The 22,427-nt window shown below is 66.8% G+C and carries 19 protein-coding genes and 1 tRNA gene; 11 read left to right on the top strand and 9 right to left on the bottom strand.

The window, feature by feature from the left end:
• Nucleotides 1-10: 10 nt before the first annotated feature.
• Complete coding sequence (locus HMP09_RS01305; RefSeq protein WP_176498857.1) at nucleotides 11-751, bottom strand: SDR family oxidoreductase; 741 nt, start codon at nucleotides 749-751, stop codon at nucleotides 11-13.
• Between the two features lie 112 nt (nucleotides 752-863).
• Here HMP09_RS01305 and HMP09_RS01310 point away from each other — a divergent pair, with 112 nt between their 5' ends.
• Complete coding sequence (locus HMP09_RS01310) at nucleotides 864-1,205, top strand: L-rhamnose mutarotase (RefSeq protein ID WP_197942446.1); 342 nt, start codon at nucleotides 864-866, stop codon at nucleotides 1,203-1,205.
• Between the two features lie 21 nt (nucleotides 1,206-1,226).
• On the opposite strand, the gene HMP09_RS01315 is transcribed toward HMP09_RS01310, so the two are convergent.
• Nucleotides 1,227-3,509 carry an ATP-dependent helicase gene (locus HMP09_RS01315; RefSeq protein ID WP_232090910.1) on the bottom strand — a complete coding sequence of 761 codons (2,283 nt, stop codon included), beginning with the start codon at nucleotides 3,507-3,509 and terminating at the stop codon, nucleotides 1,227-1,229.
• 409 nt (nucleotides 3,510-3,918) lie between these two features.
• Here HMP09_RS01315 and HMP09_RS01320 point away from each other — a divergent pair, with 409 nt between their 5' ends.
• The 3 genes from HMP09_RS01320 to HMP09_RS01330 all read left to right on the top strand — a co-directional run bounded on the left by HMP09_RS01320 (nucleotide 3,919) and on the right by HMP09_RS01330 (nucleotide 7,283).
• A complete protein-coding gene (locus HMP09_RS01320; RefSeq protein ID WP_176498859.1) occupies nucleotides 3,919-4,248 on the top strand; it encodes a UrcA family protein in 330 nt (109 codons plus the stop codon).
• 228 nt (nucleotides 4,249-4,476) lie between these two features.
• The gene (locus HMP09_RS01325; protein WP_176498860.1) at nucleotides 4,477-6,144 is read left to right on the top strand and encodes an inorganic phosphate transporter; all 1,668 of its coding nucleotides are present in this window, start codon (nucleotides 4,477-4,479) and stop codon (nucleotides 6,142-6,144) included.
• 191 nt (nucleotides 6,145-6,335) lie between these two features.
• Nucleotides 6,336-7,283, top strand: coding sequence for a hypothetical protein (locus tag HMP09_RS01330; RefSeq protein ID WP_176498861.1), 948 nt, complete (start codon nucleotides 6,336-6,338; stop codon nucleotides 7,281-7,283).
• Here HMP09_RS01330 and HMP09_RS01335 read toward each other — a convergent pair.
• Entirely contained in the window at nucleotides 7,199-8,446 is a 1,248-nt protein-coding gene (locus HMP09_RS01335) for a glycosyltransferase family 4 protein (protein WP_332103257.1), read from the bottom strand. The genes HMP09_RS01330 and HMP09_RS01335 overlap by 85 nt on opposite strands.
• 126 nt (nucleotides 8,447-8,572) lie before the next feature.
• Here HMP09_RS01335 and HMP09_RS01340 point away from each other — a divergent pair, with 126 nt between their 5' ends.
• Together HMP09_RS01340 and HMP09_RS01345 are read left to right on the top strand one after the other, a co-directional pair.
• The gene (locus tag HMP09_RS01340; RefSeq protein WP_176498862.1) at nucleotides 8,573-10,669 is read left to right on the top strand and encodes an HAD-IIB family hydrolase; all 2,097 of its coding nucleotides are present in this window, start codon (nucleotides 8,573-8,575) and stop codon (nucleotides 10,667-10,669) included.
• Nucleotides 10,666-11,532 carry a glycosyltransferase family 2 protein gene (locus HMP09_RS01345; protein ID WP_176498863.1) on the top strand — a complete coding sequence of 289 codons (867 nt, stop codon included), beginning with the start codon at nucleotides 10,666-10,668 and terminating at the stop codon, nucleotides 11,530-11,532. Before HMP09_RS01340 ends, HMP09_RS01345 begins: the two co-directional genes overlap by 4 nt.
• Nucleotides 11,533-11,714: 182 nt before the next feature.
• Here the strand turns inward: HMP09_RS01345 and HMP09_RS01350 are convergent, their stop codons facing one another.
• Together HMP09_RS01350 and HMP09_RS01355 are read right to left on the bottom strand one after the other, a co-directional pair.
• A complete protein-coding gene (locus HMP09_RS01350) occupies nucleotides 11,715-12,815 on the bottom strand; it encodes a glycosyltransferase (protein WP_176498864.1) in 1,101 nt (366 codons plus the stop codon).
• Entirely contained in the window at nucleotides 12,812-13,639 is an 828-nt protein-coding gene (locus HMP09_RS01355) for a hypothetical protein (protein ID WP_232090527.1), read from the bottom strand. Before HMP09_RS01355 ends, HMP09_RS01350 begins: the two co-directional genes overlap by 4 nt.
• A gap of 130 nt (nucleotides 13,640-13,769) precedes the next feature.
• On the opposite strand from HMP09_RS01355, the gene HMP09_RS01360 reads away from it, so the two are divergent.
• A complete protein-coding gene (locus HMP09_RS01360) occupies nucleotides 13,770-14,606 on the top strand; it encodes a response regulator (RefSeq protein WP_176498865.1) in 837 nt (278 codons plus the stop codon).
• 104 nt (nucleotides 14,607-14,710) lie between these two features.
• Nucleotides 14,711-15,553 (top strand): amidohydrolase family protein, encoded by an 843-nt coding sequence (locus tag HMP09_RS01365; RefSeq protein ID WP_176498866.1) that lies wholly within the window; start codon nucleotides 14,711-14,713, stop codon nucleotides 15,551-15,553.
• On the opposite strand, the gene HMP09_RS01370 is transcribed toward HMP09_RS01365, so the two are convergent.
• From HMP09_RS01370 to moaA, 4 genes are all read right to left on the bottom strand, one after another.
• Nucleotides 15,550-16,986 (bottom strand): mannitol dehydrogenase family protein, encoded by a 1,437-nt coding sequence (locus HMP09_RS01370; protein WP_176498867.1) that lies wholly within the window; start codon nucleotides 16,984-16,986, stop codon nucleotides 15,550-15,552. The two genes, HMP09_RS01365 and HMP09_RS01370, sit on opposite strands and share 4 nt — an antisense overlap.
• Before the next feature lie 217 nt (nucleotides 16,987-17,203).
• A tRNA-Asn gene (locus HMP09_RS01375) sits at nucleotides 17,204-17,278 on the bottom strand.
• Nucleotides 17,279-17,366: 88 nt separating this feature from the next.
• Complete coding sequence (locus HMP09_RS01380; RefSeq protein WP_176498868.1) at nucleotides 17,367-18,146, bottom strand: NAD kinase; 780 nt, start codon at nucleotides 18,144-18,146, stop codon at nucleotides 17,367-17,369.
• Nucleotides 18,143-19,156, bottom strand: coding sequence for a GTP 3',8-cyclase MoaA (gene moaA / locus HMP09_RS01385; protein ID WP_176498869.1), 1,014 nt, complete (start codon nucleotides 19,154-19,156; stop codon nucleotides 18,143-18,145). Before moaA ends, HMP09_RS01380 begins: the two co-directional genes overlap by 4 nt.
• Before the next feature lie 124 nt (nucleotides 19,157-19,280).
• Between moaA and HMP09_RS01390 the strand changes: the two genes are divergently transcribed.
• The 3 genes from HMP09_RS01390 to HMP09_RS01400 are packed head-to-tail and all read left to right on the top strand — an operon-like array spanning nucleotide 19,281 to nucleotide 22,404.
• Nucleotides 19,281-20,954, top strand: coding sequence for an EAL domain-containing response regulator (locus tag HMP09_RS01390; protein ID WP_232090530.1), 1,674 nt, complete (start codon nucleotides 19,281-19,283; stop codon nucleotides 20,952-20,954).
• A gap of 16 nt (nucleotides 20,955-20,970) precedes the next feature.
• Nucleotides 20,971-21,384: a YybH family protein gene (locus HMP09_RS01395; protein ID WP_232090532.1), complete on the top strand. Its 414-nt coding sequence runs from the start codon at nucleotides 20,971-20,973 to the stop codon at nucleotides 21,382-21,384.
• Nucleotides 21,385-21,417: 33 nt separating this feature from the next.
• Nucleotides 21,418-22,404 (top strand): DUF2891 domain-containing protein, encoded by a 987-nt coding sequence (locus HMP09_RS01400; protein ID WP_176498871.1) that lies wholly within the window; start codon nucleotides 21,418-21,420, stop codon nucleotides 22,402-22,404.
• The last annotated feature ends 23 nt before the right edge of the window (nucleotides 22,405-22,427 follow it).

The raw sequence follows: 22,427 nt of genomic DNA on the forward strand, positions 1-22,427 counted from the left end.
GCGGATTCCTTTAGTTGACCCAGCCGCCGTCGATCACGTGGACCGCGCCGGTGGTGAAGCTCGATTCGTCGCTGGCAAGATACAGGAACAGGGCGGCGATCTCCTCGGCGCGCCCGAGGCGGCCCATCGGCTGGCGCGCGACGAACGCCGCATCGGCCTCGCTGACCGAAATGCCCTGCGTCCCCGCCTGCGAGACGATGCGTTCGCGCAGGGACGGGGTCTCGATCGTGCCGGGGCATACGCAGTTGCAGCGGATCCCGCGGCCGACGAAATCGGCGGCGACGGCCTTGGTCAGCCCGACCACCGCCGCCTTCGATGCGCCGTAAGCATAGCGGTTGGGAATGCCCTTCACGCTCGACGCGATACTGCTCATGTTGACGATCGCGCCGCCGCCGCGCGCGAGCATGCCGGGCAGGAACGCCCGGATCATGCGGTGCATCGCATGGACGTTGAGATCGAACGACAGCATCCAGTCATCGTCGCTGCCTTGCAGGATGTCGCCTGCCGCAACGAAGCCGGCGACGTTGGCGAGAATGTCGATGTCGCCGATCGTGGCGGGCAGCGCCGCGATCGCGCTGGCGTCGAGCAGGTCGACGACGAGCCGCTCGACGCCGTCCATCGCCTGTAGCGCATCGCCGTCACGATCGAGCGCGAAGACCCGTGCACCCTCGTCGCGGAAGCGTTCTGCGGTGGCGCGGCCGATGCCTTGTGCCGCCGCGGTCACTACCGCGGTCTTGCCGGACAGTCTCATTCCATCTCCTGCGCGTCGTTGTGCGTTTCGCCGGTTTTATTAGTCAAAGTTACTTTTGAAAAGAGGCGACGGCGCTATTGTCGCGGGAGTACGCCGTGTCGAAGGAATTACCGTGACGTATCGCATCGTGACCGCGCTTGACCTGGTCGATGACGCAGAGCTGATCGCCGCCTACCGCGAACGCCACGCGCCAGGAGCCGTGTGGCCCGAGGTCGTGCGGGACATCGTCCAGCGGGGGTATCGCGACATGGAGATCTGGCAGGTCGCCGACCGCCTCGTGATGATCGCTGAGGTCGAGGACGATTTCCCGCGCGCAGCCGATCCGGCGTTGCAGCCGGTCGTCGCGTCCTGGGAAGCGGCAATGGACGTCTATCAGACGCCGATCGACGCGGCCGGACCGAAATGGGCGGTGATGGAGCGGATCTTCTCGCTCGCGGATCAGACTGCCGGCTGATCCTTCTCCGGTCCGATGCCGTTACGGCGTGAGCGTCACGAAGCTGTCCATCACGCGCTTGCGACCGGATTGTTCGAAGTCGATCTCCAGCTTGTTGCCTTCGATCTCGGCGATGCTGCCATAGCCGAACTTCTGGTGGAACACGCGCATGCCGAGCGAGAGATCGTCGCGGCCCTTGTTGCCGAGGCTGATCGCGCTCGACCGGCTTTCGACGACGCGGGCGGGCTTGGCCGAGAATGTGCTGCCGGTGCCTGCCGCGCGCTGCCAGCCCGGGCCTCGACCCGTGCCGCGCGCCACGTCGGCGAACGGGTCCGCGCGGTCGGACCAATTGGCTTGCCAGAGACTCGCGCCGCCGGACATCGTCGTTTCCGTATCGGTGTGTTCAGCGGGAAGTTCGGCGACGAAGCGGCTCGGGATCGAAGAGTTCCACTGGCCGTAGATCCGACGATTGGCGGCATGGATGATGACGGCCAAGCGCCGGGCGCGGGTGATCGCGACATAGGCGAGGCGACGCTCCTCCTCGAGGCTCTTTACGCCGCCCTCGTCGAGCGAGCGTTGCGAGGGGAACAGCCCTTCTTCCCAGCCGACGCAGAAGACGGTGTCGTATTCGAGGCCCTTGGCGGCGTGGATCGTCATGATCGTGACCTGCGGATCCTGCGCGCCGCCGTCGTTGTCCATCACCAGCGAGACATGCTCGAGGAACGCGCCGAGCGAGTCGTACTCCTCCATCGCGCGGACGAGTTCGCTCAGATTCTCGAGCCGACCGGTCGCCTCGACCGATTTCTCGGCCTGGTACATCGCGGTGTAGCCGCTCTCGTCGAGCAATTGGCGCGCGAGTTCGGCGTGCGGCAGCGTGGTTGCCATGTCGCGCCAGCGCGCGATGTCGCCGACGAGGCGGCCGAGCGACTTCTTCGCGGCGCCGGTCAGTTCGTCAGTGTCGAGGATGCGGGCCGCGGCCGTCGTGAGCGGCGTACCGGTGGCGCGCGCTAGCTGGTGGATGCGCGCGACCGCCTTGTCGCCCAAGCCCCGCTTGGGGACGTTGACGATACGTTCGAAGGCAAGGTCGTCCGCCGGCTGGTTGACCACGCGCAGATAGGCGAGCGCGTCGCGAATCTCGGCGCGTTCGTAGAAGCGGAAGCCGCCGACGATCTTGTACGGCATGCCGATCGCGATGAAGCGATCCTCGAACTCGCGCGTCTGGTGCTGTGCGCGGACCAGGATCGCGACCTCGTCCAAGGACTTGCCCGAGCGGCGGACGCTGTCGATCTCCTCGCCGACGCGGCGCGCTTCCTCGGGGCCGTCCCAAACGCCGATGACCTTGACCTTCTCGCCGACGTCGAGCTCGGTCCAGAGCTGCTTGCCGAGGCGGCCGCCATTGTTGGCGATCACGCCCGAGGCCGCGCCGAGGATGTGCGGGGTGCTGCGGTAATTCTGTTCGAGACGGATGACCTTCGCGCCCGGAAAGTCGCGCTCGAACTTCAGGATGTTCTCGACCTGCGCGCCGCGCCACGAATAGATCGACTGGTCGTCGTCGCCGACGCAGGCGATGTTCTTGCGCTCCTGCGCGAGCAGCCGCAGCCAGAGATATTGCGACGAGTTGGTGTCCTGATACTCGTCGACCATGATGTATTTGAAGCGCTGCTGATACAGGCCCAGCACGTCGCGGTGCGTTTTCAGGATGACGAGCATGTGGAGCAGCAGGTCGCCGAAATCGCAGGCGTTGAGCGCGCGCAGCCGGGTCTGATATTGCTCATAGAGTTCGCCGCCGCGACCATTGGCGTAGCGCTCGCTCTCGCCCGCATCGATATCGGCGGGGACGAGGCCCTTGTTCTTCCACTGGTCGATCAACCCGGCGAGGCTGCGCGTCGGGAAACGCTTCTCGTCGATATCCGCGGCCAGGATGAGCTGCTTGAGCAACCGCAGCTGGTCGTCGGTGTCGAGGATCGTGAAATTGGATTGCAGCCCGACCAGCTCCGCATGGCGGCGCAACATCTTGGCGGCGATCGCGTGGAAGGTGCCGAGCCACGGCATCCCCTCGACCGCGTCGCCGACCAGCCCGCCGACTCGCTCGCGCATCTCGCGTGCGGCCTTGTTGGTGAAGGTGACGCTCAGGATCTCGGACGGCCATGCCTTCTTGGTGAAGATCAGGTGCGCCAGACGCGCGGTCAGCGCCGCGGTCTTGCCCGTTCCGGCGCCTGCGATGATCAGGACGGGGCCGTCGGTGGTCAGCACCGCCTCGCGCTGCGGCGGATTGAGGCCACGGAGATAGGGAGGCTCGGCGTGCGGCGCGGACGTGTGGGCGATCTGGTTCACCGGTGAACAGGTAGGGAACGGGGGGCGATGGGGCAAGCAAGTATGACCTGTCGGCATCCGCAATAGCCGGAACAGGAAGGGAACTTCAGCGGAGGCGCACCTGAGTATCATGCGCTGCGCCAAGGCGGAGATTGCTGACCGTGCGGGGGAATGCCGATGGTCTACATGACCGCGCTGGACCGGTCTCCCGGATGTCATCGGACGCTCCAGATGGAGTTTTCACATGCTTTCGAACCGTCGCGAAAGCGTCGCGCGGGCGTCATGAAGTACGACTAGAGCATGCGCAGCGACGTGGTTCGTCGTCGGAGACACCGCATCCAGAAAGGCGTCCCGACGCGCTGGCGCCGTCGCCCGCAGGCTGAGTCCTGCGGACCGCAGGACCATATTGAGGAACATCATCATGAAGCTTTTCATCAGCGTCGCTTCGGCGACGATTGTCGGCGCATGCCTGTTTTCCACGATCGCTTCGGCTAGTCCCGGGCGCGAGCCGGTGTCGGTGCGCGTGTCGCGCGCCGGGCTCGACCTGACCAGCGACGCCGGGCGGACCGCGTTCCAGCACCGGCTGCGGTCCGCAATCAGCAGCGCCTGCCAGCCGCGCAGCGGGGGGCTCGACGCGCTTGCCAATGCGCAGCGGTGCCGCAAGGAAATGACCGCGGATGCCAGTGTGAAGCTGGCCGTCTTGTTCGCGCGCAGCGGGACTCAGCTCGCGAGCATCGGTGGGGCTCGGTAAACTCGCGCAGGACGGCTGATCGTTAGTCAGAGACGCTCCGACGATCCTCCCCCGCAAGGGGGAGGAAAGGGGCCGCGTCCGTTCCTTGTCCTCCCCCACCGCCGCCTCCGGCGCCCCCCCAACTGGCGGGGGAGGATCGTCAAGAGCGCCGTCCCAGATCAGGCCGAACGATCGCTTGATTTACATTTGTCATAAGATTGTCATCGTAAGGGCCGACTGCGAATTCCCATGGCAACCTCCACATTTGCACCCGCCGCGCTGACTGCTGATTCGAGCGGTGCGACATCGGCGCCGCACACCGGTCCCAAGCTCGACCATTCGCTGCACCCGGCAGGGCGGTGGATCTTCCTGGCCGTGCTGATCGGCGGGCTCGCCTATGCAGGGGTCAGCATCGCGTTCGACACCGCGCAGGTCGGCGAGAGCCTGGCTGGCGGGGCGTTCGCGTTCCTCGCGCTGGCGCTGTTGATCGCGCTAGGGTTCGAGTTCGTGAACGGGTTCCACGATACCGCCAATGCGGTCGCCACCGTCATCTACACGCACTCGATGCCCGCGCCGCTCGCGGTCGTCTGGTCGGGGTTCTTCAATTTCCTCGGCGTGATGCTGTCGTCGGGCGCGGTGGCGTATTCGATCGTCACGCTGTTGCCGGTCGACCTGATCCTCAACGTCGGCAGCGTCGGCGGTTTCGCGATGATATTCGCACTGTTGCTGGCGGCGATCGTGTGGAACCTCGCAACCTGGGCGGCCGGGCTTCCCAATTCGTCCAGCCATGCGCTGATCGGCTCGATCCTGGGCGTCGGCCTCGCCAACCAGCTCATCAATGGCGTCGCGGACGGGACGTCGGGCGTCGACATGGTGCAGGTCTGGAAGGTTCTGTCCGCGCTGGCATTCAGCCCGCTCGTCGGGTTCGTCGGTGCGTTGTTGCTGCTGCTCGTGATGAAGCGGTTCCTGCGCGACCAGAAACTGTACGAGGCGCCCAAGGGGCAGACGCCACCGCCGCGCGGCATCCGCGCGCTGCTGATCGGCACTTGCACCGCGGTCAGCTTCGCGCATGGCAGCAATGACGGACAGAAGGGGATGGGTCTGATCATGCTCATCCTGATCGGCTGCGCGCCGACCGCCTATGCCCTGAACCGGACGATGCGCGAGAGCGCGATGCCGGCGTTCGTGCAGACGGCGCAATCCGCATCGGCCGCGTACCGCGCGCACGCCGATGGTACGCCGGTCGACGTCGGTACCGCGCGTGCGCAGGTCACGCAGGCGCTGAAAGCCAAGCATGTCGCCGACCCGGTCATCTACGGCGCGCTGGCGACATTGTCGGACGACGTGTCGAGCCGGATCGAAAGCTATGGCTCGCTCGGCAAGGTGCCGGCCGCGGCGACGCCGAACCTGCGCAACGACATGTACCTCGTGCTCGATACGACCAAGCTGATCGCCGCCGACACGTCCGCGCAGAGCCGCTTCACCGCGCAGGAGATCACGACGCTCAAAAGCTATGATAGCGGGCTCGAACAGGGCACGCGGTACATTCCGACCTGGGTGAAGGTGACCGTCGCGCTGGCGCTGGGGCTGGGCACGATGGTCGGATGGAAGCGGATCGTCGTCACGGTCGGCGAGCGGATCGGCAAGACTCACCTGACCTACGGCATGGGCGCGTCGGCCGAGCTGGTCGCCGCGGCGACGATCCTGCTGGCGGTGAGATACGGCATGCCGGTGTCGACCACGCACATCCTGTCGTCAGGCGTCGCGGGCGCGAGCGTCGCCAACGGTGCGGGGTTGCAGCGGCGTACGGTGATGAACATGGCGCTGGCCTGGGTCATGACCTTGCCAGTGGCGATGCTGTTGTCGGGCGGGTTGTACTGGCTGTTGCTGATGTTGGCACACTCGCTGGGGTATTGAGGGCAGATCGGTTCTGCTTCCTCTTCCCGTCATCCTGACGAAAGTCAGGACCCAGAGCCACGGAAGACGGCGCGGGTTACCCTGGGTCCTGACTTTCGTCAGGATGACAGCGGAAGTTGGTACAAACCGGGTGCCCAGGTGCCGGATAGCGGCTCGGGAACCGCTCCCTCACGCTGTGGGTTGCCGGGATCATGCAAATACGATGTTCGATCTGCGGGAACTGGGACTGGATCGCGCGCGACGCATGGTCCGAATGTAGCCATTGCCGCCTGCTGGTACGCGATGTGAACGACGTCGGCGCGGTGGCGCGCGACATCGTCGCCCGGCTCGACGGCGGCACCGTCGATCTGGTGCGCGACCCGGCGGACCGCTGGACCCTCGACGCTGCCGGCTTGCGCAACGCCGCTTGGCGGTTCGGGTTCGAGGTCGAGCCGATCGTCGTGGCTCCCGATACCGTCCGCTTTCCCCCCGATGATCGGCCCGCCCGCGCGCGTGCGACCCCTGCGACATCGGTGCCCCACGAGATCGGGCTCGGCATGATGGCGCGCCCCGCCGACGCGGACGACATCGTCTCGATCGCCACCGATTTCCGGGACGACTTCACCCGGATCGTCGTCCTGCTCGATGGCACGTCGGACGACGCCGGTGCCCTTGCCGAACGGCTCCCGTGGATCGAGGTCGCCCATCACCCTCTCGCGGGCGACTTCGCCGCGCAACGCAATCGCCTCCAAGACATGATGCAGACCCGCTGGGTGTTGCAGATCGACACCGACGAGCGCCCCGATGCAGCCTTGCTTGACGCGCTCGGCTGGCTGGTCGCGGCGGCGGATTGCGACGGGTTGCGCTCGCTTGGCCTGCCGCGGCGCAACCTTGTCGACGGGGTGCAGTCCGCATCCTATCCGGACATCCAGTACCGCCTGAACCGCAGCGACATCCGTTTCGCCGGCCGTGTCCACGAGCGGCCGGTCGTGCCGTTCCTCGAGAGTTCGCTGGCACTGGCCGGTGCGCTCGAACACCGGCTCGACGGCGAGCGGGTGCGCGAGCGGACGCGGATCTACGAGGTGATGTCGACCGGCGCGGGGCGGCCAGAGGACGAGACGTTGCTGCTTGCCGCCTTCGATCCTGCCGCGGTGCGATAGACTGCGATGGTCTGCGCGGCGAGTGTGTCGCGCGTGAACATCCCCGAGGCCCGACGGCTCGCCGCGGCATAATGCGCGCGCAATCCGGGGTCCTCGATCATCCGCTGGACCTGCGTCGCGAGATCGTCCCCGGTGCAGGTCTTCGCCAGCAATCCGGCGCCGCTCTCGCCGATGAACAGCCGCGCGCTGGGGTCCTCCGCAGAGGCGACGACCGGGCGGCCGAACATCATCGCCTCCTGATACACCAGTCCAAAGCTCTCGTACCGCGAGGGCGCGACGATCACGTGCGCGGCTTCCATCAGGTCGTGCAGCGTGGCTTCGTTGACGCGGTGGTGGCAGGTCAGGCGCGCGCGGACCGATGCGGGGATCGCGCCGACGTCCTTGGCCTGCACGCCAACGATCGTCAGCCGGAAATCGGGCATGCCCGCGTCGGCACGGCGCGACAGGATCCTGAGCGCCATGATCAACGCGTCGAACCCCTTGCGATGCTCGTCACGGCCGACGAAAAGCAGTTCGATCGGTTCGCCGAGCGGGTAGGTCGCCGCTGTGCCGCGCGCGACGATCTCCGGCGGCAGGCTCAGTCCGATCACCGCGTGCCCTGAGGCCGTCCCAGGGGCCGCGACGCCGTACAGCGCGGCGATCTTGTCGCCGTGCAGTTGCGTGTTCGAGATCAGCGCCTTGCTGAACCGCGCGGCAATGCGCTCTGCCAGCATCGCGGCGCGGCGATCGAACCGATCGCGCAGGCTCGTCACCGTCTCGGCCGAGGTCGCGGCGGGCGTGGAGTTGCGGGTCACCAGCGGTGCGGGGCCGGTGAGTGCGATCGCCAGGCCGGGCGCGTACCAGTTGGTCGCCTCGACCACGTCGAAGGGCGCGCGGCGGTGCTCGCGGGCGACCGCGCGGCGGAACGCGAACGGTGCCACGAGGTGCCCGATCCCGGCAACGTTCCGGAGCCGTGCCACGACCGATCCTTCCCGCAAGCCGCAACCGAAGACCGAAACCCGGCCGTCGCGACTGTCTTGGCACCGATCCATGGCAAAGACGCTGACGTCATGGCCTGCACCCGCCAGCGACTGCGCAATTTCCCTCGCTGCACGGGTAAGTCCGCTCTTTTCAGGGGGATACGCCCAGGTAAGTAGAGCGATCCTCACGATGCCAGGTCGCACGGCAAATCGTATGGCGAGTAGAATGTGCTAACCTGCGTCAACACAACAGTTTTAAGTGTCATTTCGCCGGAACTCGGCAACCCCGCGAGCGGTTCCTCAAATGAATCGCAGATGAACGGGGGAAGGGTGTTCGTACTACATATCGCGTTGCAGGGGTGTTTACGCGCAACCGACGTCGAATACGGAATCACCGCCGATACCGGGGGGCATATCCGTTATCTCCTCGATCTCGTCGCTGCCAGCGGCCGCAACCCGGCGATCGACCGGATGGAGATCGTCACTCGCGCCTTCCACCATGCCGCCTATGCCGAATGCTATGCCGAGCCGATCGAGACGATCGACGGTACCACCCGAATCGTCCGCCTCTTCACCGCATCCGATGCGTATCTGGTCAAGGAAGACCTGTGGACCGAGCATGACAGCCTGGTCGAGGCGTTGGTCGTGCACATCGCCACGCTCGATCGCGTGCCAGAGGTCATGCACGCGCATTACGCCGATGCCGGGCTTGTCGCAGCGCGCGTTTCGGCACGGACCGGCATCCCGTATGTCTTCACGGCGCACTCGCTGGGCCGCGTGAAGCGCGCCGCGTTCGATCGCGAATGTGCGGAGACCGCGGGCATCGATCGCCGGATCGCTATCGAGGAAGAAGCGATCGCCAGCGCGGCCGCGATCATCGCCTCGTCGCGGGACGAGGCGGAGGTCCAATATGCCGATTACGACGCGTATGATCCGGGTCGGATCCGCGTGTTCGCACCGGGCAGCGACCTGAAGCAGTTCGCGAACTGCCGAACCGATGCGCGCGTCGACGCGCTGATAAACCGGTTTCTCGACGATCCCGCCAAGCCCGTGATCCTGGCGATCGCGCGGCCCGTGACGAAGAAGAACCTCGCCGCGCTCGTCCATGCCTATGGCCGCTCGCCCGCGCTGCAGGCCGCGGCGAACCTCGTGATCCTGGCGGGCACGCGCGACGACAGCGCGACGCTGGAGCCGGAGATCCGCGACAACATCGCCGAACTGCTCCAGTTGATCGACCGCTACGATCTGTACGGCAAGGTCTCCTATCCCAAGCAGCACCGGCCCGACGATATCGCCGCCGTCTACGCGCATGCCCGTACCCGGCGCGGCATTTTCGTCAATCCGGCGCTCAACGAACCGTTCGGGCTCACCCTGCTCGAAGCGGCGGCAAGCGGCCTGCCGGTGGTTGCTACCGACAGCGGCGGGCCGAACGATATCGTCGAGACCTGCGGCAACGGCATCCTCGTCGACCCGCGCTCCTCGACCGCGATCACCGAGGCGATCCTCAAGATCCTCGACGATCGGGCTCTATGGTCCCGCTATTCGGCCGCGGGGTCGGTCGCGATCCGCGCGTATGACTGGGATCGTCACGTGCAGCTCTATACCAGGTTGCTCGAAGAGGTGGTTGGCGCGTCGGCACCGGCAGTCGCCGATCGCGCGCCGGCGTTGCTGCTGGTGTCGGATATCGACGGGACGCTGATCGGCTGTGCCGCGGGTGTCGAAGATTTCACCGCATGGCACGAGGCGCAGACCGACGTTGCGTTCGCGATCGCCACGGGGCGCAGCTTCCACAGCGCGATGGCGGTGCTGGGGCAGCATGATGCGCCACGTCCCGAGATCCTGATTACCTCGGTCGGGTCGGAGATCTATTACCGGACGGTGCGCGGTGCGGTGTACGACCGCGACACCGAATGGGACGGCATCATCGCCGCCGGCTGGGACCGCGACGCGGTCGCCGCGCTGATGGGGCAATATGCCGGACTGACGCCGCAAAGCCCGCTCGAACAACGCCGGTTCAAGCTCAGCTATTTCGCGGATGGCGACATGGCGGCAGCCGAGCGGGTGCGGGCGTTGCTGGCCGAACATGGCCATAGCTGCTCGATCATCCAGAGCCATGGCCGGTACCTCGATATCCTGCCGCATGCCGCATCGAAGGGGACGGCGGTCGAGCATGTCCGCCGCCGCCTCGGTCTCGAACCGCGGCAGGTGATCGTCGCGGGCGACAGCGGTAACGATATCGAGATGCTGCGTTCGTCGCGCCACGCGATTATCGTCGGCAATTATTCGGACGGCCTGGGATCGCGGGCCGACCTGGCGCACGGCTATGTCGCGATCGGCCATCATGCGCGCGGCGTGATCGAAGGTGTCGCGTTCTTCCGCGATGCTGCAGCCGGGATCGGCGTCGAGGGACTCCGGAAAGCATCGTGAGCGCCTCGACGGTCAGCGTGTTGACGCTGGTACGCGGTCGCCGCGCGCATCTGGTGAACCTGATCGCCGGGCTCAATGCAGCGACCCGAAAGCCTGACGAGCTGGTGATCGCGTATATGCAGGACGCGCCGCATGCCGATCTCCCGCCCACCGATTTTCCGGTGCGCGCCGTGTTTGTCGAGGGCGATGCGATGCCGCTGGCGGCGGCGCGCAATCGGGCAGCGGAGGCCGCCAGCGGGGATCAAATGATCTTCCTCGACGTCGACTGCATTCCTTCGCCGACGTTGATTGAACGCTATGCGGCTACAGCGATCGCGCCGGGCGGTATCCGGTTGGGGGAGGTGCTGTATCTTCCGGTCGGCGCGGTGGATGCCGGGCTGGACTGGCCCGTGCTCGACGGGGTCGGCGTACGCCATCCCGCCAAGCCGCCGATCGCGTCGGACGAAATACGACCGACGCCAAGCCATGGCGAACTGTGGGGCCTGTCGTTTGCGATCTCCGCGGCCAACTGGGCGCGGGCAGGGGGGATGGACGAGCGCTATGTCGGGTACGGCGGCGAGGAAACCGACTTCGCGGCGCGGCTGGAGCATGCTGGCGTGCCGATGTGGTGGGTCGGCGGCGCGCGGGCGTATCACCAGCATCATGTCGTCCACACGCCGGCCTATCAGCATTTCGACGCGATCATCCGGAACGCGCGACTGTTCCGCGAGACATGGGGGCGGTGGTGCATGGACTATTGGCTGGGGCATTTCGCCGAGCGAGGGCTGATCGCTTGGGATGCGGATACGATTACCGTGCTCCGGGCGCCGACTGCGGACGAGGTAACCGCCTCGAAAATGCCGCCGGAGGTTTTGTTCAGCTAATCCTGCGGGGGGTATGGTTCAGAAAGGGCCCACCATCTCGATCCTCCCCGTCAGGGGGAGGTGGCACCGAAGGCGACGGAGGGGGAGGACACGGAACAGACGGTATCGCTTACCGCCCCCTCCGACTGGCAAGTGCCAGCCACCCCCCCCTGGCGGTGGAGGATCGAACTAACGCCTAAGCCCTAAGCCGCCGTCCACAACGAAACCGCAAGCCCTTCCAGATAGTCCGCGGCGACCTTGGCCGCATCCGCATCGTACAGGTCGGCGAGCGCGATCGGATCGAGCGCCTTGGCGGCGTCGAGGATACCGCGCCACGGTGCCAGCGCGCCGGGCCATGACGGCAATGCTATCGCCGCGCCCAGTTCCGCCAGTCGTTCCGCCTTGCGGGTCTGTTCGCCGAAATACCGCCATTCGGGCGCGCAGACATACGGTCGGCCGACGCGGGCGATCTCGTGGACGGTGTTGTCGCCGGCCGAGGCGATGACCACGTCGGCAGCGGCGATGTGGTCGGTGACGCCCGGAACCCAGCCAAGTTCGACCAGATTGCCGAAGTCGGTCTCATGGCCCTCGCGGTGGACCGGCCCGAGCACCAGCCACAGCGCATCCGGCACCGCGCGCGCCGCCATCGTCAGCGGGGCGTAGGGCGTGCCCGCGCCACCACCGCCGGTCAGGACGACGATGATTTCCTTGGTCGGGTCGAGGCCGAGCTTGGCGCGCGCCTCTGCCTTGGTCGGGACGGGGTCAACGGTGGTGCAAAGCCCGCCTGCATAACATGTGTTGGCGCGGACCCAGTCCGGCGTGTCCGCCTGTTCGAGCGCCTCGCCGAATGGCGCGAGCAGGCCAACGCTTGCCTGGTATGCGCCGAGATGGCCGGGATCGAGCCGATCGCCGTGCATCCTGATGCTGATCGCGGGCACGCTCGCGATCCGGGCCAGCAGCGCGATCTCGGCAGAGACATCGACCACGAACAGCGCCGGATCGACGTCATCCAGATGGTCGATGATCGTCCGCATCGTCGCGCGCGTCTTCGCGACGCCGAGCGGGACGCAGTGCATCACTTCGGGCGTCGCCTGCGCGAACAGGCCGGGGGTCGGCACGGGCGCGCCGATCATGTCGGGCAGCGCGGCGATCGTGATCGAGCGTTCGAACCCGTCGAACAGCGACGGCTTGGCGGTCAGGATCGTCACCGCGCGCGCGGACGGCAGCTCGCGAATGATCGCCATCGCGCGGTTGGCGTGCCCGCGACCCTGATGATGGATGAAGAACGTGATCGGCTTGGTCATGCCGACGTCTGTACCGATACGCTCTCCGAAGGCGATTGATGTCGATCAGCATAGGTCGCGTTCAGTCCGAATGCCGCTTCGGTCTCCGGATCGAGCCATGCGGTGATGTGCTCGGCATCGGCGGGCGCGAGTTCGGGATATGCGGTCGGGACATAGGGGGCATGGCCTTGCCCCTTGTAGCTGGTGATCGGGACGAACGGCTCGCGGCAGGCGATGCCGGTCGCCGCGCCCAAGGCTGCGACGAACGCCGCGGGATCACGCGCGAACGCGTCATAGCCGAGCAGCGCGACGTTGTGCGCGCGGTTGGTGAGCGACGCCCAGTGGCGAAGCTTTGCAGTCCGCTTGGCGATGCAATTGGCAAAGCGTTCGCCGGTTTCGGGATCGCGCTCGTGCAGCATCTCGTCGCCCTGCATTGGATGCCCCGGCTCGATATGGCCGAAATGATCGTCCCAATAGCTGTGCCAGTGGCTGCGGATGAACGTGTCGAAAGGCTGCGCCTTCAGGTCGGGATGCGCGTGCCAGGGCTGGCGGTGAAGGCTGCGCGCCCAGTCGAACGCGTCGCGTGCGACGACCAGCACCAGCGTATCCTTTACGAACAGCGTCTGCGGCGGCACGAACCAATGCTTGAAGCCGAAATCCTCGGTGATCGTCGCGGTCGGCATGTTCGCCTCGATCGCGCGCGTGACGAGGTTGGTCCCGCTACACCGCTGGCCATAGATCTGGACCCGCGTGATCGGCACGTCACCGCGTTTCAGGATCCGCAGACCCGGCAAAGGCTGGAGCCAATTCAGCGGTTTGACATGCGGTTTTGCGGGTATCGACATGCCAAATGCCGCTAGCGCCGACCGGCGCTCCGTACAACCATCGTGGCGGGCATCGTGCTAGGAAACCGTTTCGACGATCGTGCCGGTTGTCGGAAACATACCGGACAAACGGCGGGTCCATGCGGCGGCCATGATCGCGAACCATCACGGCTTGCCCGGCCCTGCTTCGTACGTTCCCGATGGGAATGCGTTCACCACCAGCGAGACGACGCAAGCGGAGGCGGCACGTGTCGTCATCGTCGACGACGATCCGGGCCTGCGCGACCTGCTGACCGAGTTCCTGGTGGATCACGGGCTGCTCGCGGAGGCGGTGGACAGCGGGGCGGCGCTGCGGAAGCGATTGGGGCAATCGCCGTGCGACCTGATCGTGCTGGACATGATGATGCCGCGCGAAGACGGGCTGTCGGTCCTGCGGACGCTTGCGCAAGGGGTTGGCGCGCCGGGGGTGATCATGTTCTCTGCGCTCGGCGGCGAGATCGACCGCGTGGTCGCGCTCGAACTGGGTGCCGACGACTATGTGACGAAGCCCTCCAGTCCGCGCGAGATCCTGGCGCGTATCCGCTCCGTGCTGCGGCGGCGGGGGAGCGGTGGAGCGGCGAAGGTTCCTTCGGTCGTCGAGGGCGCGCACCCGGGCGCGCACGGGGGCGCGATCGACACGTTCGCGTTCGCCGGGTGGACGCTCGACTGCCGTATGCGCGTGCTCCACGCGCCCGACGCGTCGGTCATCCGGTTGACCGACGGCGAGTATCAACTCCTCGCCGCGTTCGTCTCGGAGCCGCAGACGGTGCACTCGCGCGACGCCATGATCGCCCGGTCGGGGCGGACCGAGAGCATGGCGCGGGGACGCACCATCGACGTGAATATCAGCCGGTTGCGGCGGAAACTGCTGGCGTTCGATCCGACCGAGATCATCCGGACGGTTCGCGGCAATGGCTATATCTTCATGCCGGCGGTGGTCGCGAAGTAGCGTTCAATCGTACTGAGCAACGTCGATCCGATTGCTGCCCGAGCGTGCGCTGGGTACATTCAGCAAATGCAGACAGTCCCGACCAGCCAAGCGCGTATCGCCGCGTGACTCGTATCGATGCGCACCAGCATTTCTGGTCCTATTCGCAGTCTGCGTTCGACTGGATCGATCTCGAGAGCGTGCTCGCGCAGGACTTTCTGCCTGCCGACCTGATGCCGTCGCTCGACGACGCCGCGATCGATGGCTGCATCGCGGTGCAGGCGCGGCAGAGCGAGGCGGAGACCACGTGGCTGTTGGCGCTTGCCGCCGCCTGTCCGCGCATCCTGGGCGTGGTCGGCTGGATCGATTTGCGCGCCGGCGACATTGCCGAGCGGCTGGAGGCCTGGTCGGGATCGTCCGGTCTGGTGGGCTTTCGCCATGTCGTCCAGGATGAACCGGACGATGATTTCCTGCTGAACCCGGACTTTGTTCGCGGCGTCCGTGCGGCCGTCGGGGGCGGTTTCAGCTACGACATTCTCGTCAAGCCGCGCCAGGCGATCCATGTTCGTCGCTTCTGCGACCGGGTTGCCGAGGGTGTTTCGGCGGCGCCGCGGCTGATCCTCGATCATGGCGCGAAGCCCGACATCGCGCAGGGTGGTTGGCAGCCCTGGGCGGACGCGCTCGTCGAGATGGCGCAGGTGCCGTCGCTCTATTGCAAGATATCGGGGCTCGTCACGGAGGCGGATCACGCAACGTGGACGGCGGACCAGATCGCACGGTATCTCGACCATCTGCTCGCGTGCTTCGGGCCCGATCGGCTTATCTTCGGCTCGGACTGGCCGGTCTGCCGCCTTGCCGCCGAGTATCATCAGGTCGTCGACCTGATCGATGCCTTCATAACACGCGCCTGCCCGGAGGCGCGGGACGCGATCTTCGGCGGCAATGCGCGGGCGGCGTACGGACTCTAGAGGGTCAGGCCCGACCAGTCGCCGCGGCTTATCCGTTCCGCGGCATCGGCGACCGCGGACCGGGCGGCACCGTCGTCGCGCAGTTCGCTGGGGAAGCCCAGTCCGGCGTCGATCAGGCGGGCGACGACTTCGGCGGGCGTTCCGTCTCGTGCAACAGCGGCCAGGCGATCGCCGGCGGGATCGACGACCGGGATGCCGGCGCGGGCGCGCTGCATCAGGAACGCGACCCAGGCGGCAATTGCGGTGACGACGCCAGCGGGCATGCGACCCGCGCGGCGGTTGGCGACAAGCGTGTCGCCCAGCCGGTAGGGCAGCTTCTGCGAACCGTCCTGCGCGATCTGATCGAGCCGGTGGACGATGACCGGATTGCGGAACCGCTGCAGCACGGCTGCGCGGTACTCCTCCAGATCGAGGCCAGGGGTGCGGGGCAGCATCGGGATGATGTCGGCGCGGATCATCGTATCGACGAACCCGGCAAGCGCGGCGTCGTTCATCGCGTCCGCCACGCTCGTCGCGCCCCGGAGCAGGCCGATATAGGCGAGCGTCGAATGCGCCCCGTTGAGGATCCGCAGCTTCGCCTTCTCATAGCTGGCGACATCGGTCGTGATCGTCGCGCCGACCGAGGCAAGATCGGGGCCGAGCGGCGTGCCGATGTCCTGGATCACCCATTGCGCGAAGGATTCGCGTTGCACGGCGGCGCGGTCTTCCATCCCGATCGCGCTGGCAACGTCGTTATACAGTGCAGCGTCCGAGGCTGGCGTTATCGAATCGACCATCGTCGACGGCACGCGCACCTCGCCCGCGATCCAGTCCGCCAGCACCGCATCGCCCATGCGGGCGAACGCGACCAGCGCGGCATGCAGCTTGACGCCGTTGTTGGCGAGATTGTCGCACGGCATCGGCACGAACGGCGCGATTCCGGCGGCCCGGCGCGCGGCGAGGCCGGCTACCAGCCAGCCGACCAAGCTGCGCGGCGTATCGGTACCGGCGAGGTCATGGACGATATCGGGATGCGACAGGTCGAGCGTGCCGTCGCCGGCCAGGCAATAGCCCTTCTCGGTCACGGTCGATGTCACCAGCCGGACCGCTGGATCGGCGAGCAGCGCGTGCGTTTCGGCGGCGTCGTCGGGCCCCAGGAATCGGCGATGCGCGCCGATCACGCGGTTCGACGACTCGGTGTCGCGGATCGCGAGCGTGTAGAGCCCGTCCTGCTCAGCGAGCGCGGCGACGGTTCGCTTGCTGCGCATCGAGACGGCGGCGATTCCCCAGCGCGGGTCATCGCCCAACAGCGCGTCGATATACGCCGCCTGATGTGCGCGGTGGAAGGCGCCCGGCCCGAAATGGACGATACCGATCGCGGGACGAGGCCGGCCTCGCGGGCTGTCGATCCCATCAGGGAGTTGGTCGAGCGTCGCATGGGTCAATCGTGTCAAAGCGTCACTCCACGCATCGACCGAACTCGAACCCTCGGCCCCGTTTCCCGCATGCAGGACCGCATAGTATCAAACGCGCTCGCCGCACACGACAAAAGCTATTCGCCGGACACAGGGATGAAACTACCGGATCGAGATCTGCGATCTATGGGATGAGGTGGCGCATCGCGCGCGTCGGCAAGAACAACATTGCCCGGCCATTTCTACAATGGCGGGGTGGCTCCCTGAGTAGGATTCGAACCTACGGCCACTCGATTAACAGTCGAGAGCTCTACCGCTGAGCTATCAGGGATCGTTGCCGGAGGCGGCTCTATAAACGGCCAGTCGGGCGATGCAAGCAGGTTTGTTTGAAAAAGTGAAACTCAGCGACGAACCGCAGGTTAGGCGACGAACTGTTCCATGGTGATGCGGTCGTCGAGCGCGTGCTCGGGATCGAACAGGAGCGTGAGTTCGCGTGCGCGGTCCATGCAGATGTCGACCTGGGCCACGTCGCGGATCTCACGCTGGTCGGCGACCGCGGAGACGGGGCGCTTGCCGGGGTCGAGCACGCGGATGCGGATACGCGCCTTGTCGGGCAGGATCGCGCCGCGCCAGCGTCGGGGGCGGAACGGGCTGATCGGGGTCAGCGCGACCATCCCCGAGCCCAGGGGCAGGATGGGGCCGTGCGCCGAGAGGTTGTACGCAGTCGACCCTGCGGGCGTCGCGACGAGTATGCCGTCGCAGGCGAGCTCGGCGAGGACGACACGGTCGTTCACCGTCACTTCGAGATTGGCGGTCTGTCGGGTTTCGCGCAGGAACGACACTTCGTTGATCGCGGGCAGGGTATGCGTGCGCCCGTCCACGCCGAGCGCCGTCATGCGGAGCGGGATGACCTTGAACGGTTTTGCGCGCTCCAGCCGGTCGGAGAGGCCGTGGTGGCGCCATTCGTTCATCAGGAAGCCGACCGTGCCCAGGTTCATGCCGAACACGGGGACGGGTGGCTTGCGGCGCTCCAGCATCGTATGGAGCGTCTGGAGCATGAAGCCGTCGCCGCCGAGCGCGATGATGACGTCGGCGTCCTCGACGGGCACCCAGTCGCCCATGTCGGCGAGTTCGGCCTGGGCGGCGCGAGCGGGCGGGGTGTTGGACGCGACCAGCGCCCGCCGCTCGTACAGGCTCATCCGCCGGTGACGCTCATGTGACGAGCGACCGCGGGGCCTTCGCCCTGGCCGATACGGAAGTCGTGCGCCTTTGGCTTGGCGAACAGGCCGGCGTCGATCGCCGCATCGAGCCCGGCGGTGCCACCTTCGCGTAGCGCCGCCTTGAGATCGACCTGATCGTCATGGCCGAGGCACATGTAGAGCTTGCCTTCGGTGGTGAGCCGGACCCGGTTGCAACCCTCGCAGAAATTGGCGGTCAGCGGTGAGATGAGGCCAAGCCGCGTTTTCGTGCCGTCGACGTTCCAGTAGCGCGCCGGGCCGCCGGTCTTGTGCGCGTCGCGGGCCAGCGTGAACTGCTGGCCGAGGTCCTCGAACACCTTGGTGAGCGGGAGGAAGCGATCGGTGCGATCCTCGTCGATCGCGCCCAGCGGCATCGTCTCGATCAGCGACAGGTCGAACCCTTCGTCGCGGCACCAGGCGAGCATCGGCGCGATCTCGTCCTCGTTGAAGCCCTTCAGTGCGACCATGTTGATCTTGATCGCCAGGCCTGCGTCCCTGGCCGCGTAGATACCGCCGATGACCTGCGACACATCGCCGTGACGGGTGATATAGCGGAAGCGCTCGGGGTCGCGGCTGTCCATGCTGACGTTGACGCGGCGAATGCCGGCATCGACCATCGCATCGGCATGCTGCGCAAGGCGCGTGCCGTTGGTGGTCATCGTCAGTTCTTCGAGGCCCGAACCGATATTGTGCCCGAGGCGCTGGACGAGTTCGGCCACGTCGCGACGGACGAGCGGCTCACCACCCGACAAGCGAATCTTTGTCACGCCGCGCGCGATGAAACGCTCGGCGATGATCGCGATCTCCTCAAGGCTCAGCAGCTTGCTGCGCGGCAGGAACGTCATCTTTTCGGACATGCAGTAGCGGCAGCGCAGGTCGCAGCGGTCGGTCACAGAGATGCGCAGATACTTGATCGTCCGACCATGCGTATCACGCAGCGGCTTTTGCTCGAGGGTGGGCGCGATCGTCATACCGTCCGAGCTAAGACGTGACTGTCCCACTAACAAGGCCGGATCGGCTGGTATTGGATTGGCGGGCGGCGATACGGCGGCTAGGCTCGCACCGATCGAGCGAGGTGCGACGGATATGGAAGACATGCAGATCGCAACGACGCTGTTCGCGGTATCGTTCCGTCAACGTGATGAGATCGCGGAGATTTTGGCGAGTGCAGGCGCCGGTGCGGGGTGGCAGGCGGCGGTCGCGGGTGATGCCGAAGGATTGGAGAGCCGCTTCCTGGAAAGCGGTGCCGCGGTGGCGTTGATCGATACGCGCGGTGCTCTCAAAGACGGACTGTCGGCAACGCGCAGGCTGGGCGGGATCGTCGCGACCAACGGGGCCGCGTTGCTGGTGCTGGTCTCGCGCGGCGATGTCGAGGCGATCGGCGAATTCTTCGATGCCGGCGCGACGCAATTCCTCGCCAGCCCGGCGAGCGAAGGCGAGCTCGTCCAGGCGCTGCGGTTCGCAGGCCGCTATGCCGCGCGCGCATCGGGCGGTGCGATCGATCGACGCGGGATACCGGGTGCGTCGCACTATGACAGGGAGACCGGCGAGGCGCGGCGCTGGATCGTCGGGCGGATTGCCGAGAAGCGGCCGGTGGCGGTGGTACTCGTCGCGCTGTCGCGGCTCGATATCGTCAACGCCGCGCATGGCCGTCCCGCGGTCGATGGTCTGATCGAGGCTGCGGTGCTGCGCGCGGAAACGGTCGCGCGTGAGGCGATCGGCGTGGATGCGATGGTCGCGCGGCTCGGCGGGTCGGAGTTCGTGCTGGTGATCGAGGCGGCGGGGGCGGCGGTGACCGCGGCGATCACGGCGCTGGATGCAGCACTCGCGCGACCGTTCGCAGTGGCGGATACGCGCGCCGTGCTCGGGTGTCGCTTCGGCGTGGCGCAGCGCCAGCCGGGGGACGATGCGGCGGCGTTGCTCCGCCGCGCGAGCGAGGCGCTGGCCGAGGCAAAGGCGAGCGACGGATCGGTGCTGCACGTCGCGCTGCCCGACGGGGTCGCGCCGATCGACGCGCTCGCGATCGACCTGCACCATGCGATCGAGCGCGACGAGATCGACCTGCGCTGGCAGCCGCAGGTCGAGATCGCGAGCGGCAAGATTACCGGGGTCGAGGCGCTGGCACGCTGGAACCACCGGGCGCTGGGGCCGCTTGGCGCGGATACGCTGTTCGATGCGGCGGACCGTGCCGATCTGGGGATCGCGTTGTCGGACCATATCCAGCGGCTGGTGCTGGCGCGCGCGGTCGCATGGCCGGATGTCTTGGGGACGTTGCGTGTATCGCTGAACCTGACGGCGGCGGATATCACGCGGCCGGGGTTTGCGGCGCTGTTCCTGGCGCGGATCGACGAAAGCGGGTTTCCGCGCGGGCGGCTGACCGTCGAGATTACCGAGACGGGGCTGATCGAGGACCTTGCGGCGGCGTCGGCGCTGCTTGCGGAACTGCGCGGGGCAGGCTGCCGCGTGGCGATCGACGATTTCGGTACCGGCTATTCGAGCCTGGCCTATCTAAAGTCGCTGCCGCTCGATTATGTGAAAATCGACAAGTCGCTGGTGCGGGACATCGACGGCAGCGCGCGCGACCGCGTGGTGGTCGCCGGCGCGATCACGATGGCGCGGTCGCTGGGACTGGCGGTCATCGCCGAGGGGGTCGAGCGACCATCGCAGCTCGAACTGCTCGCCGCGGGTGGGTGCAGCCTGTACCAGGGCTTCCTGTTGTCCGAGCCGGTGGGCGAGGCGGCGCTGCTGGAATTGATGGCGCGGGAGTGACGGACGGATGCGACGCATGATGCTACCCCTCGCGATCGTGATTGCGGCGGCGCCGGCGATCGCGCAGACGCCGGCCGAAATCGCGATCCGCGAGGCGATGGAGGCGAGCGCGGCGGGCTGGAATGCGGGCGATCTCGCGCGGTTCATGGACATCTACGCCGAGGATGCAGTGTTCGTGACGCCGAAGGGGTTGCTCCGCGGCAGGGCGGCGATTGCGGATAAATACCGGTCCAGCTTCCGCGGCGTCGGCAACGCGCGTGGCAAGCTGTCGTTCGCGTTCCTGGAGATGCGCGGCCTGGATCCGGCGCATGCGATGCTGTTCGCGCGGTGGACGCTGACCGCGTCGTCGACGAGCGAATCGGGCATGACGACGTTGGTGTTCGAGCGGCGGGGTGGGGCGTGGAAGATCATTTCGGATCACAGCAGCTGACCGGATGTCCGACGAACGGTTTGGGATGACGCGATGAATAACGGGCTCGACCGCACGACCGCGGCGCGATTTGCCGGGCTGACGCTGGGGCATCTGACTCGCGAATGGCCGTACAAGCTCGACCAGGTGCTGGACGGGCCGGGCGACCTGGCGGTGCCGAAGACGCTGCATCCGGTGTTTCACGGCAGTTTCGACTGGCATAGCTGCGTGCATGGCTGGTGGCAGGTGATGCGTCTCGCGCGGCTGTATCCTGACATGCCGGAAGCCATGGCGGTCGTGGCCCTGGCGGACCGGATGCTCGTCCCTGCATTGATCGCGGGCGAGGTGGCGTATCTCGATCGGCCGGGTACCGGCGGGTTCGAGCGGCCTTATGGCTGGGGGTGGCTGCTCGCGTTGCATGACGAACTGGCACGGCGACCCGATCGGCCCTGGGCGGCGGCGGTCGAGCCGCTGGCGCGGGCGTTCGCGGCGCGGTTCGCGGCGTATATCCCGAAACTGATCTACCCGGTGCGCAGTGGCAAGCATGACTGCACCGCATTTGCGCTGGTTCATGCGCTGCGCTGGGCGCGGGGGCATGACGTGACGCTGGCCGCGTTGATCGAAGCGCGCGCGCGGGACTGGTACGGGGATGATCGCGATTGCCGGCCGTTCGAGCCGAGCGGTGAGGATTTCCTGTCGGCGACGCTGTGCGAGGCGATGGTGATGAAGGAGGTGCTGGGCGCCGACTTCGCGCCGTGGCTGGCCGCGTTCCTGCCCGATCCGTTCGGTCCGGCGACCGCGTGCCTGCGCGCACCGGCGGTCGTCAGCGATCGTTCGGATGGGCGGCTTGCCCATCTCGACGGGTTGAACCTGTCACGCGCGTGGTGCTGGCGGTCGATCGCCGATGCAGTGCCCGATCCTGCCGCCGCGCGCGCGATCGCCGACGCGCATCTGGCCGATGCGCTGCCGCATCTCGCCGACGATTACATGGGCGAGCATTGGCTCGCGACGTTCGCGCTGCTCGCGCTGGAGGCGAACTGATCGCGCGCTGGCGGGAGAGAAGG

Origin of the sequence: Sphingomonas sp. HMP9, assembly GCF_013374115.1 — a bacterium.
Lineage (GTDB): Bacteria > Pseudomonadota > Alphaproteobacteria > Sphingomonadales > Sphingomonadaceae > Sphingomonas.